Origin of the sequence: Arthrobacter sp. W4I7 (assembly GCF_030816215.1) — a bacterium.
Classification (GTDB): domain Bacteria; phylum Actinomycetota; class Actinomycetes; order Actinomycetales; family Micrococcaceae; genus Arthrobacter; species Arthrobacter siccitolerans_A.
Window position 1 is genome coordinate 3,191,043 of the sequence record NZ_JAUSXU010000001.1, and the last position, 11,589, is coordinate 3,202,631.

Below are 11,589 nucleotides of genomic sequence, written 5' to 3' on the forward strand. Positions count from 1 at the left end.
CTATATAACGGTCGTTGCATATGCGAAATTAAATGCAGGAAGCCGCCCACAGTGCGGACGGCTTCCTCATGCGCGGCCTTCGGGCCGGCTCAGTTTGTACCCCAGGTGGGACTCGAACCCACAACACGCGGATTTTAAGTCCGCTGCCTCTGCCAATTGGGCTACTGGGGCAACGGCTCCATGGTATCCCGTCAGAGGCGGGTGAACGGTTCGGCATACCGGAAGACGCCATGGACGCCGCCCGGCCACAGGGCGAGCGGCAGGAGCTGGAAATGGTCGCCCCACGCATCCTCGGGCGCGAGAACGCCCAGCGTGGCAGCAGCAACGAAGCCAAACCGCGGATAGTATTCGGGGCTGCCGAGGAGGGCGATGCCGCTCTCCCCCGCGGCGTTGGCCCGGGCAATGGTCTCCTTCATCAAGGCAGACCCGATGCCCTTTCTCTGCAGCCGCGGGGTGACACCGATGGGGCCGAGGCCGAGGAGTTCGTGCCCGCCCACCCAGCCACGCGTGCTGATGACATGGCCCACCACCTCGCCGGCCAGCACCGCCACCAGGCTGAAGCCTGGAAGGTACTCCTTGGCCTCGAACAGCTCGCGAAGCACCTTGACTTCCACGGGCTCCCCCTCGGCGGGAAGACCGGTAGCCGGCGAAATGGCGAACGCCTCAGCCGTCAGGGCGAGGATAGCCTCCCGGTCGGCGGGGGTTTCATCGCGCAACTGCAGCTCAGGCACCGGTGGCCCCTCAGCCCTTTCCTGGAGCTGTCCCGGCACCTGGCGCTGCCGGCTGCGGGCGGAAAGTTCAGCCAGTACCTCCAGGGCCCGGGCTGCTTCGGCGACCGGCACCAGGAGGTGGTCGTGGTGGAAGCCTGCCAGTACGTTACAGCTGATCGTGGCGTCCGTGAGGGCCCTGCTGACTGCGGCAGTCAGCCCCACGGCTTCCAGTGCGGAATGGATCTGCAAGGTGATCCAGGCGCCCACAAAGTCATAGGACAGCCCTTCCTTGTCCGCCTCGGCCCTGGGCAGCACCACGGTAAGGCCTTCGGCCTCGCGGACCGCAGCCTCGATGCCGGGTGCCAGCGGCCGCCCATGCGGCCACAGGACGTAGACGTATTCACCCGTGCGCTGCACCGGGTGCATTCCTGCGAGCAGGGCCTGGAGGTTTTTCTCGCCAGTCATGCTGCCAGTCTAGGAGGCCGCAGGGCACGACGGCGGGACGCCCGGGCGGCAGGGCGAGCGCGCAGGGCGGCCGCAGGGGCTCAGCCGCACAGACGCAAACGGCAGCTATCCCCGGAAGGGGACAGCCGCCGTCGTGCGTTAAGGCAGAACCGGTTCTACTTGGCGTTGGCCGTAACCGATTCCTTCGGATCGACCTTCGTCTTTTCCGCCGAGCCTGCGCCGCCTGCGGGCGGTGCGGTGTCCGCAGCGGGTGCAGCGGGTGCAGCAGCCGGCTTGGGAGCCGGGGTGGCAGCTGCCACGAAGGCACCGCGCGGGTTGTCCAGGTCCATCAGCTGCGTGGTGTCGCGGCCCGCGAAGAAGCTGAGGATCCAGTTGAAGATCACACGGAACTTGCGCTCGAACGTGGGCATGGCCATGCCGTGGTAGCCGCGGTGGGCCAGCCAGGCGAGCCCGCCCTTGAGTCCGATGCTGCCCACGAGGTTGATGTTCGCAACACCCTTCCACTCGCCGAAGCCTGCAACAGCACCAAGGTTCTTGTGCTTGTAGTCCTTGAGCGGCTTCTCCCAGCGGGAGGCCCAGAGGTTCTTTGCGAGGCGCTTGGCCTGGCGGAGCGCGTGCTGGGCGTTGGGGACGCAGGTGCCGTCCGGGAGGCCCTTGCCGGTGAGGTCCGGGACAGCGGCGACGTCGCCGGCGGCCCAGGCGTTGTCGATGATGCCTTCGTCACCGGCGATGCGCAGGTCCGGCAGGACGCGGACGCGGCCGCGTGGTTCGAGCGGGAAGTCGGTGGAACGGACCATGGGGTTGGCCTGTACGCCGGCGGTCCACACAAGGGTGTCTGCTTCGAATTCCTGCGCCGGGGTCTTGTCCGGCAGGTTGATGAGCTTGAGGGCGCCTTCAGCGCTGTCCAGCGAGGTGTTCAGCAGGACCTCGATGCCGCGGCTGCGGAGGTGCTCCACAACCCATTCGGCCTGCTTGGCGGTAACTTCCGGCATGATCCGGCCCATGGCTTCCACCAGGACGAAGCGGACTTCCTCCTGTTTGATGCGCGGGTTGTTGCGGACGGCGGCCCGCGCGAGGTCCTCCATCTCGGTGATGCACTCGATGCCGGCAAAACCGCCACCCACCACCACGAAGGTGAGGGCCTTGGCGCGGGCAGCGGGATCGGTCATGGTGGAGGCCAGTTCGATGCGCTCCAGGACCTTGTTGCGGAGGGCAACAGCTTCCTCGATGGTCTTCAGGCCGATGCCCTTGTCCGCGAGGCCCTTAATGGGGAAGGTACGGGTGATGGCGCCGGCGGCCATGACGACGTCGAAGTACGGAACCTCGAAAGGCGCCCCACCGTCGGCGGGTGCCACCACGGCGGTGCGGTTTGCGTGGTCGATCGCGGTGACGCGGCCCTGGATCAGCTCAGTCTGCTGGAGGTGCTTGCGGTGGGAGACCACGGCATGGCGGGCCTCGATGTTGCCGCCGGCCACCTCGGGCAGGAAGGGCTGGTAGGTCATGTAGGGCAGTGGATCCACGAGGGTGACGATGCCACCGGCATTCGCGATCTTCTTCTGCAGTTTGAGTGCTACGTACAGGCCGACGTACCCGCCGCCGACGACGAGTACCCTGGGACGGTCCTGGAGCTCTGGGGTGGTTGCCATAGTTTCAAGGATACAGCAGTTTGTGAAAATCTTCACTAACTGTCCGGAAGGCTGCAAACTTAGGTTTTCCGGCCTGAATCCACCGTGCCAATCACGCCGGTGTCCGGCTCTTCCGGCAGCTCTCGCGGGTTCCTGGCAGCGCGCCTCAACTGGATGGCCGCTGCCGCGATAATGGCAACGAACAGCAGGCCGAAACCGATCACGACGGCGGCGCCCAGGGCACTGTCCCGCTGGGACGGCGGCTTCGCTGCGGGCACGGTGGCCTCCGGGAGGGTGGGCACTTCACTGGGGACCTCGGCGGTGGGCAGCGGAGCGGGCGTGGCCAGGTTTCCCCGGCGGTGGACCCGGATCCACTCGGCAATGGTGCCCAGGGGATTGGCCGACACTTCAGGAACGTCGTTCTTGAGCGCAGCCTCCGCGTTGAGCACGCCAAAGCCGTACAGGGGATCCTTGCCGGGGGCACCGGCGTCCTTGGCCGTGGCAACGATCCTGTTGATGACCTGCTTTGCGGTCATGTCCGGCCACTTGGACCGGATCAGTGCGGCGACGCCGGCAACAATGGGCGTGGAGCCGGAGGTCCCTGCCCATTCCGCGTAGCTGCCGCCGGGAACTCCGCCCAGCAGGTTCTCGGCGGGTGCAGCCACACCGATGCTGATTCCCTGCGAGGATGCATCGACACTGGCGGCTCCCTTGCGGTCCAGGCCGGCGACGGTGAGGACGCCCGGGATGGTGGCCGGGGCGCCCACCTGGATGTTGCCGCCCACCCGGTTGCCGGCAGCGGCCACAATCACCACGTCTTTTTGCTCGGCATACAGGAAGGCCGCATCCCAGCTCTGCGGCCACTGCGGGGTGGTGCTGCCGAGGGAGATGTTGATGACCTTGGCGCCGTTGTCCACCGCCCAGCGGACGGCTTCCGGGATCTGGTCCTGGTCGCTTTTGCCGGAGGGGTTCGTTGAACCCAGCCAGGTGGAGACGGAGAGGATCTGCGCCTCCGGGGCCACGCCCACGATTCCGTCAGGAGGAAGGGCTGCGGGTCCGGGCGACGGGCTGGCTGTGGAAGCGGCAGGCTGGTGGCCCCGCCCCGCGAGCATGGTTGCCACCAGGGTGCCGTGTTCGGTCTTGGAGCCCACCACTTTCTGGCCGTCAGGCTGCCCGGAGCCGGAGGCGTCGTAGCCGCCCACCACGGCTCCCTTGAGGTCCGGGTGCTTGGCGTCGACGCCGCTGTCGATCACGGCGACCTTCACGCCGGCGCCCTTGGAGACTTCCCAGGCTTTGGTGATTCCGGATTCCGCCAGCCAGTACTGCTTGTCGCGCCACTCGTCGGCGTGGGCTGCCGGTGCCGTGAACAGTCCCGTTCCTAGGCAGCAGGCGGCCAGGAGCAGTGCCAGCAGGGCCGCGCCGGCCCGCCCGGGCGGTGGTATCTTGCCGGTTGTTTGTTTCTGCATGGGCGGTCAGCCGATGCTCAGGGCGATGCCGTCGAGAATATCGTGTTCGCTGGCCGTGGCCGTCGAGATCCGCCCGCCGGTCAACCCGGCCAGCCGTTCGAGAATCCGGCCCCAGACCAGTCCGCCTGCGCCGATGACGTCCACCCGGCCGGGGTGCATATACGGCAGGGCGGCGCGCCGCGATCGGTCCATGGCCAGGAGGTCGCCGGCGGCGGCACGCACAGTCTCCAAGGGCAGTTCGGTGCCGTGGATCGCGTCCGGCGAATATTCGGGCAGCCGCATGGCGTGAGCGGTGATGGTGGTGATGGATCCGGCCACGCCGACGACGGCGGTGGCGCGTTCCAGCGGAACGTCCTGCCGTGCGCGGGCGATGGCGTCGTCCACATCAGCCTGGGCGGCTGCGATCTGTTCCGCGGTGGGCGGGTCCTGGCGCAGGTGGCGTTCAGTGAGGCGGACGCATCCGATGTCCACGGATTTGGCCGCCGTCACCCCGGCTGCAGTGCCGAGGACGAACTCGGTGCTTCCGCCGCCGAGGTCCACTACCAGTACCTCCTGGCCGTCCAGGATGGGCAGGACGCTGCTGGCGCCGGCAAAGGACAAGGCGGCTTCCTCATCGCCGGAAATGACCTCGGGTTCCACGCCCAGCAGGGCGCGGATTCCGTCCACGAAGACGTCCCGGTTCCGGGCGTCACGGCTGGCCGAGGTGGCCACAAAGCGCACCTTCACCGCTTCGTGCTCCTTAATGAGCCGGGCATAATCGGCGGTGGCCGCAAAGGTGCGTTCCAGGGCTTCCGGTGCGAGTTCGCCGGTGGCGTCCACTCCCTGGCCCAGCCGGACCACCCGCATTTCGCGCACAACATCCGTGAGGGTGGTGGTCCCGTTGCTGCGCCCTATGTCCGCGATCAGGAGGCGGATGGAGTTGGTGCCGCAGTCGATGGCGGCGACGCGTGTCATTTCGCCGCCTCTGTGGTGCCGGAGGATTTCCGGACGGGTGCGGGGCGTCCCACGATGTCCGGCAGCCCCTGCGGGCCGTGGCGGCTCAGGTCCCTGGAGGGCGCTTCCCCGGAGGTATCCCAGGCGCCGTCGCAGTAGCACCGGTCTGCCGTCCACCACTCGCGGATGGCTGTAATGGCCTGGTCCCCGAGCGGGTTGACTCCGGGGCCGGCGGCCAGCGAGTGGCCCACCAGGACGTGGAGGCATTTGACGCGGGTGGGCATGCCGCCGGCAGAGATCCCGTCAATTTCGGGAACAGCCCCGATGCCGGAGCGCTCACCGATGGCGGCGCGGTCCGCGAGGTAGGCCTCGTGGGCGGAACGGTACGCGGCGGCGAGTTCCTCATCGCCGGCCAGCTGGTCATTCATCTCGTTCATCACGCCTGCCGCTTCCAGCCTGGAAACAGCCGAGGTGATGACGGGGTGCGTCAGGTAGAACGTGGTGGGAAATGGCGTTCCGTTGCCCAGGCGCGGAGCGGTGGCCGCCACCAGGGGATTGCCGCAGACGCAGCGTGCAGGAATTTCCACCACGTCACGCACCGGCCGTCCCAGTTGGCGGCTTAAGACTTCAAGGTCGTGTGCTGATGGTTGGCGGGATTCGTCCCGGGCGGCTGCCGTGTAGGGTTCCACTGTCGCTGGCCGTCCTTCCTGTTGCGGTTCAGTCTGTGGCCGCGCGCGTGATGGACTCCCACAGGGAATCCACCCACGGCAGATCGGCGGGGTCTTGTGCTGCTGCACCGGACTGGCTACTGCTTTCTCCGGCCGGCAGATCGCTGCCGAAGACCCAGTATCCGGTTTCGCCCGGCATAACCATGTTAATGCGGTCGCGGGCCTGCTGCTTCACGTAGTTGGGGTCCTGCCAGCGGGAGACCTGCTGGCGGAGGCTGTTGCCTTCGGCCTCGCGGGCAGCGATATCTGCGTTCAGGGCTGCTATTTCGGCCCGTTTGTCGAAGAAGATCTTGACCGTGGGTGCCAGCATGACGGTGATGGCAATCATCACCACGGCAAGTGCGAGCATGCGCCCGGAGAACGCCTTGGCGGGTACAGGCTGCTGCTCTTCGGCCGCTCCTGCGGCCGTCCGGGCGGTGCCGTGGGCACCGCTCCCCTTCGCGCCGCCGTCGGACCCTTTTGCTGGGGGTGACCCCTTGGCCGGGCGTGAGCCGGGAGCCTTGTCCGCGATCGCAGAGCGGTGGTTGTCGCGTGCGGAGCCCGCAGCCGGAGCAGACGCTTCAGGACCCGCCGGGCCGGCGCCTGGTTTTCCCTTGCCCGAACCAAAATCAGCGCGGATGACGTCGGCGGTCTCATGGATTGCCTGCGTTGCGCCTGAACGGGGCGAGGCAACCTTGGGGACTTTGGGACGGCGGGTAGCCATGACACTCCTGAAACACGCAGCCTGCCTGGGGCCGCCACTAGCTGGGCTGGAACAATGCCGAAACAACAACGGTGGCTATGGTCTTTCAACCATAGCCACCGGTTATTGGTTTATGCGGCTACTAGCCCTTGAAACGCGGGAACGCGCTGCGGCCTGCGTAGCGTGCGGCGTCGTCGAGTTCCTCTTCGATGCGCAGCAGCTGGTTGTACTTGGCAACACGCTCGGAACGGGCCGGGGCGCCGGTCTTGATCTGGCCGGCGTTGGTGGCCACCGAGATGTCGGCGATGGTGGTGTCCTCGGTTTCGCCGGAGCGGTGCGAGGTGATGGTGGTGTAACCGGCGCGCTGGGCAAGGCTGACGGCGTCGAGCGTCTCGGTGAGGGAGCCGATCTGGTTCACCTTGACCAGCAGGGAGTTGGCGGTCTTGGTGTCGATGCCGCGCTGCAGGATGGCGGGATTGGTGACGAAGAGGTCGTCACCGACCAGCTGGACCTTGTCGCCGATGGCGTCAGTGAGGGTCTTCCAGCCGTCCCAGTCGTTCTCGTCCAGCGGGTCTTCGATGGAGACCAGCGGGTAGTCGGCGACGAGTTCGCTGTAGTAGGCGCTCATCTCGGCGGAGGTCAGGGCCTTCCCTTCGAACTGGTAGGCACCATCCTTGAAGAACTCCGAGGAGGCGACGTCCAGGGCGAGGGCGATGTCCTTGCCCGGCGTGTAGCCGGCGTTCTTGATGGCTTCCTGGATCAGGTCCAGGGCTGCACGGTTGGACGGCAGGTTCGGCGCGAAGCCGCCTTCGTCGCCGAGGCCGGTGGACAGGCCCTTTTCCTTGAGCACGGACTTGAGGTTGTGGTAAACCTCGACGCCCCAGCGCAGGCCTTCGGAGAACGTCTCGGCACCGATCGGCACGATCATGAATTCCTGGATGTCCACGTCGGAGTCGGCGTGGGAGCCACCGTTGAGGATGTTCATCAGCGGGACCGGCAGGACGTGGGCGTTCGGGCCGCCCAGGTACTTGTACAGCGGCAGGTCAGCCGAGGCGGCGGCGGCGTTGGCCACGGCCAGGGAGACGCCGAGGATGGCGTTGGCGCCCAGCTTGCCCTTGTTCGGGGTGCCGTCCAGGTCCAGCATGGCCTGGTCGATGCTGCGCTGGTCGGTGGCGTCGAAACCGGTCAGGGCCGGAGCGATCTGGTCGATGATCGCGTCAACGGCCTTCTGGACGCCCTTGCCGAGGTAACGGCCCTTGTCGCCGTCACGCAGTTCAACGGCCTCGTGCTCGCCGGTGGAAGCACCGGAGGGGACTGCCGCGCGGCCGATCTGGCCGTCGGAAAGGAGAACTTCAACTTCTACGGTCGGGTTGCCGCGGGAATCGAGGATCTCGCGGGCGTGGATGGCATCGATAAGCGCCATGAATTTGCTCCTTATGGGCGATTAACGGGGGAAATACAGCTGAAAACTCGACGTACTCGTCAGGGACCAGCGTAGTCGAGAGTGGTCCGGGTTACGGAAACCTATCCAGCCCCCGGACGTCATGATGGTGCGGTTAACCCAGCGGGTGGTGCTGCTGGTAGTTCCGGACCGCGCCGCGGAGGGCACGCTCGGCGTCGTATCCGCCGGCGTGGGCGGAACGTACGACGGCGAGCAGCACCTCGCCGAGTTCTTCTTCCGACGCGAAGGGGCCGGTTTCCGCCGGTGGTTGGGCTTCCCCGGTTGCGACGGACCCAACCACCGGAGTGGCCCGTGCCGCACGGTCGATGGATTTTTGGGCCCGGGCCAGCGCCGGCAGGGCCACCGGGATCCCTGCGAAGGGGTCCTGCCGCTCCGGCCGCTCGGCCCGTTTCACCGAGTCCCACTTCTGCACGATCTCATCCACAGTGGCCGGGAAGCTGTCCTGCAGGGACCCGTCCGGGCGGAAGACATGGGGGTTGCGCCGGACCATCTTGGCATTCAAGCCGCGCGCCACGTCATCGAAATTGAAGGCGCCGCGCTCCTCCGCTAGGCGGGCGTGCAGTACCACCTGGAGCAGGACGTCGCCCAGCTCGCCCTGCAGTTCGGCGTCGAAGTGGGCCTCGCCCATGGTTGCGCCCGCGATTCTTGCCTCGATGGTTTCGGCCACCTCGTAAGCCTCCTCGAGGAGGTACTCCACCAGGGACTCATGCGTCAGGGCGCCCGTCCAGGGACAGTGCTTGCGCAGCGCGGCGATAGTCCCCAGCAGCTCCCCCAGCTCGCAGGCTCGCCCGGGGACCCCTGCCGCTGTGGGCCCATTCCGCAGCTCCCCCGCCGGGGAGCTGCCGGCGTCCTGGTCGTTAGCCAAGGTTCGCGTAGGCGTCGTTGATGTACTCGACGAGCGCTTCCTTCTCCTCCAGCGGCAGGAAGGATGCCTCGGCGGCGTTCAGGGTCAGCTCCAGGAGGTCGTCGAGGTCGTAGTCGAAGGTTTCCACCAGCAGTTCGAACTCGTCAGTCAGCGTGACGCCGCTCATCAGCCGGTTGTCGGTGTTGATGGTGACGTTGAAGCCCAGCTGGTACAGCATGTCCAGCGGGTGACTTTCGATGCCCTCGCCGAAGCTGGCGATGGCACCGGTCTGGAGGTTCGAGGACGGGCAGACCTCCAGGGCGATACCGCGGTCCCGGACCCAGCTGGAGAGATCGCCCAGGGTCACCAGGCCGATCGTGTCCTCGGTGTCCTCGTCGTCGTCGAACTCCACCATGATGTCCTCCGCGATCCGGACGCCGTGTCCCAGTCGCAGTGCGCGGCCGTCCACCAGGGCGGACTGGATGCTGTCCAGCCCGGCTGCCTCACCGGCGTGGACGGTGGCCGGGAAGTTGTGCTGGGCCAGGTAGGTGAAGGCGTCCCGGAAGCGGGAGGGCAGGAAACCATCTTCGGCGCCGGCGATGTCGAAGCCCACAGCGCCCTTGTTCCTGTGGCGGACAGCCAGTTCGGCAATCTCCTGGCCGCGGTCGGCGTGGCGCATCGCGGTGATGAGCTGGCCCACCTGGATTTCGCGTCCGGTTTCCCCCACTGCCTCAACGCCGGCCTCAAGGCCTTCCTGGACGGCTTCCACTGCATCGTCCAGGGTGAGGCCCTTCTGGAGGTGCTGCTCCGGCGCCCACCGCACTTCGCCGTACACCACGCCATCATCAGCAAGGTCTTCAACAAATTCCTTGGCAACCCGGAACAGGCCTTCGGCGGTCTGCATCACGGCAACGGTGTGGTCAAAGGTCTCCAGGTAGCGGACCAGGGAGCCGGAATCGGCGGACTCGCGGAACCACTGGCCCAGCGCCACCGGATCGGTTGACGGAAGGGTGTGGCCAACGGCCCCGGCCAGCTCGATGATGGTTGCCGGGCGGAGTCCTCCGTCCAGATGGTCGTGAAGGGACACCTTCGGCAGGCTCTTCAGGTCAAAATCGATGGCAGGGGCAGCGTCAACAATAGGCTCAGTCACGTACCAACCTTAGGGTGGGCAGGGGTTCTATGCCAGCCGCTCCTTGGTGGCGGCCTCGCCGTCACCAACCACCGGGGCGAGCATTTCCATGCTGCCGGAATCCGGCTTCGTTGCTCCGGACGGGCCGTCGTCGAGCCACCCGTCCACTTCTTGGGCGTCGTTGCGGGCGAGGCGCTTGTGCCACCACCGGAGCAGGTGGTCAATGAGGATCCCCAGGACGATGGCGAACACCACTGCGATGCCGGCGCTGAGCAGCGGATTGTTGTGGAGCCACGGGAAGGAGCTCGCCAGCACGCCGATTCCGATGGAGTATCCGACCCAGGTGAGGCAGGCGAAGCCGTCCAGCATGAAGAAGCGGCGGTGGGAGAACCCGGTGCTTCCGGCGACGTAGTTCACGGCCACCCGGCCCCAGGGAATGTAGCGCGCAGTGAAAATCAGGACGGCGCCCCGCTTGTCCAGTTCATAGCGCGCCCAGCCGAACGCCTTCTGGACCTTGGGCCGGCGCATCCATTTCCACCGGTTCAGGCCAATCCTGCGTCCGAGCATAAAGGCCATGTTGTCTCCGGCCATGGCTCCCACCAGGGCTGTGAGTCCGAGGATCCACAGGTTCGGTTCTCCGCTGTGCCGGGCGAAAGCAGCAAGGGCCACGATGAGGGTCTCGCTGGGGACCACCATGGCGAAGCCGTCCACGAAGAAAAACAACAGCAGGACCGGGTAGATCCACCACTGGCCCGCTGCATGGAGCACGGCCTCATTAATAAACTCCACGCGGGTCTTGCTCCTATGCAAAATGGCACGGGCCTAAGCGGCACAGCCAAAGCGGAAATCGTTCCTAAGTGTCCCATGGCCATGGCGTAATTCGCTACGCCCCGGCCTGCCCGAACAACGGTTCAACTACGCTTCTGGTTCCTTTATCCGCTCCACCGTCCGGGGCCGGCGCCGGACCCGGTTGATCACAAGGTCCACCACGATCCCAAGAGCCACGGCACAAACGATCGCGATGGCGGCGCCCAGGAGGTGGTTGTCTTCAAACCACTGGCCGAAAAACAGCCCGATACCCACGGAATAGCCGGCCCAGAGGGATGCCGAAAGGACGGTCAGGCCCACGAAGCGCAGGTGGGGATAGTGCGTGACACCGGCCGTGAGGTTGACGGCCACCCTGCCGATCGGCACAAACCGGGCCACGAGGATGAGCGAGGCCGGGCGCTTGCGCAGTTCCCGGCCCGCCCAATGGAAGGCCCTCTGCATGCGGGGTCCCCGCATCCACGCCCAGCGGCGGGTGCCCACCCTGCGCCCGATCACGTAGGCGATATTGTCCCCGGAAAAGGCCCCGAGCGCTGCCACGAGCATCAGGAGCCAGGGGTTGGGAACATCGGCGGTGGCGGCCACGGCAGCGAGGCCCACCACCACGGATTCGCTGGGAATGGGTGGAAAGAAACCGTCAATGACGCAACAGGCCAGGACCAGGAACAGCACCCATGGCTGCCCGGCTGCGGCGAGGATGAAGTCATTGATGGCCTGCAT

Annotated in this window: 11 protein-coding genes and 1 tRNA gene; all 12 read right to left on the reverse strand. The window is 66.5% G+C overall.

The window, feature by feature from the left end:
- Positions 1 to 97: 97 nt before the first annotated feature.
- The 12 genes from QF047_RS14465 to QF047_RS14520 all read right to left on the reverse strand — a co-directional run bounded on the left by QF047_RS14465 (position 98) and on the right by QF047_RS14520 (position 11,589).
- Positions 98 to 171 (reverse strand) — tRNA-Leu (locus QF047_RS14465).
- 20 nt (positions 172 to 191) lie between these two features.
- Entirely contained in the window at positions 192 to 1,175 is a 984-nt protein-coding gene (locus tag QF047_RS14470; protein ID WP_307278307.1) for an N-acetyltransferase, read from the reverse strand.
- Between the two features lie 155 nt (positions 1,176 to 1,330).
- Positions 1,331 to 2,821 (reverse strand): NAD(P)/FAD-dependent oxidoreductase, encoded by a 1,491-nt coding sequence (locus tag QF047_RS14475; protein WP_306638655.1) that lies wholly within the window; start codon positions 2,819 to 2,821, stop codon positions 1,331 to 1,333.
- 59 nt (positions 2,822 to 2,880) lie between these two features.
- Positions 2,881 to 4,266 (reverse strand): S8 family serine peptidase, encoded by a 1,386-nt coding sequence (locus QF047_RS14480; RefSeq protein ID WP_307278312.1) that lies wholly within the window; start codon positions 4,264 to 4,266, stop codon positions 2,881 to 2,883.
- A 6-nt stretch (positions 4,267 to 4,272) separates the two neighbouring features.
- The gene (locus QF047_RS14485) at positions 4,273 to 5,220 is read right to left on the reverse strand and encodes a Ppx/GppA phosphatase family protein (RefSeq protein ID WP_306638652.1); all 948 of its coding nucleotides are present in this window, start codon (positions 5,218 to 5,220) and stop codon (positions 4,273 to 4,275) included.
- Positions 5,217 to 5,888, reverse strand: coding sequence for a DUF501 domain-containing protein (locus QF047_RS14490; protein WP_307278318.1), 672 nt, complete (start codon positions 5,886 to 5,888; stop codon positions 5,217 to 5,219). The genes QF047_RS14485 and QF047_RS14490 overlap by 4 nt, the downstream gene beginning before the upstream one ends.
- A 28-nt stretch (positions 5,889 to 5,916) precedes the next feature.
- On the reverse strand, positions 5,917 to 6,630 hold the full coding sequence (locus QF047_RS14495) for a septum formation initiator family protein (RefSeq protein WP_307278321.1): 714 nt from the start codon (positions 6,628 to 6,630) through the stop codon (positions 5,917 to 5,919).
- Positions 6,631 to 6,751: 121 nt separating this feature from the next.
- Entirely contained in the window at positions 6,752 to 8,032 is a 1,281-nt protein-coding gene (eno, locus tag QF047_RS14500; protein WP_306638646.1) for a phosphopyruvate hydratase, read from the reverse strand.
- A 133-nt stretch (positions 8,033 to 8,165) separates the two neighbouring features.
- A complete protein-coding gene (locus QF047_RS14505) occupies positions 8,166 to 8,846 on the reverse strand; it encodes a MazG nucleotide pyrophosphohydrolase domain-containing protein (RefSeq protein WP_307281966.1) in 681 nt (226 codons plus the stop codon).
- Between the two features lie 82 nt (positions 8,847 to 8,928).
- Positions 8,929 to 10,065 carry an adenosine deaminase gene (locus QF047_RS14510; protein WP_307278326.1) on the reverse strand — a complete coding sequence of 379 codons (1,137 nt, stop codon included), beginning with the start codon at positions 10,063 to 10,065 and terminating at the stop codon, positions 8,929 to 8,931.
- A gap of 27 nt (positions 10,066 to 10,092) precedes the next feature.
- On the reverse strand, positions 10,093 to 10,833 hold the full coding sequence (locus tag QF047_RS14515; protein ID WP_307278329.1) for a DedA family protein: 741 nt from the start codon (positions 10,831 to 10,833) through the stop codon (positions 10,093 to 10,095).
- Between the two features lie 126 nt (positions 10,834 to 10,959).
- Positions 10,960 to 11,589 carry a DedA family protein gene (locus QF047_RS14520; protein ID WP_306638640.1) on the reverse strand — a complete coding sequence of 210 codons (630 nt, stop codon included), beginning with the start codon at positions 11,587 to 11,589 and terminating at the stop codon, positions 10,960 to 10,962.

Excerpts from the sequence above, each read along its gene's own strand:
- QF047_RS14470 (WP_307278307.1), bottom strand. The coding sequence starts at position 1,175 with ATGACTGGCGAGAAAAACCTCCAGGCCCTGCTCGCAGGAATGCACCCG.
- QF047_RS14475 (WP_306638655.1), bottom strand. The coding sequence starts at position 2,821 with ATGGCAACCACCCCAGAGCTCCAGGACCGTCCCAGGGTACTCGTCGTC.
- QF047_RS14480 (WP_307278312.1), bottom strand. The coding sequence starts at position 4,266 with ATGCAGAAACAAACAACCGGCAAGATACCACCGCCCGGGCGGGCCGGC.
- QF047_RS14485 (WP_306638652.1), bottom strand. The coding sequence starts at position 5,220 with ATGACACGCGTCGCCGCCATCGACTGCGGCACCAACTCCATCCGCCTC.
- QF047_RS14495 (WP_307278321.1), bottom strand. The coding sequence starts at position 6,630 with ATGGCTACCCGCCGTCCCAAAGTCCCCAAGGTTGCCTCGCCCCGTTCA.
- eno (WP_306638646.1), bottom strand. The coding sequence starts at position 8,032 with ATGGCGCTTATCGATGCCATCCACGCCCGCGAGATCCTCGATTCCCGC.
- QF047_RS14520 (WP_306638640.1), bottom strand. The coding sequence starts at position 11,589 with ATGCAGGCCATCAATGACTTCATCCTCGCCGCAGCCGGGCAGCCATGG.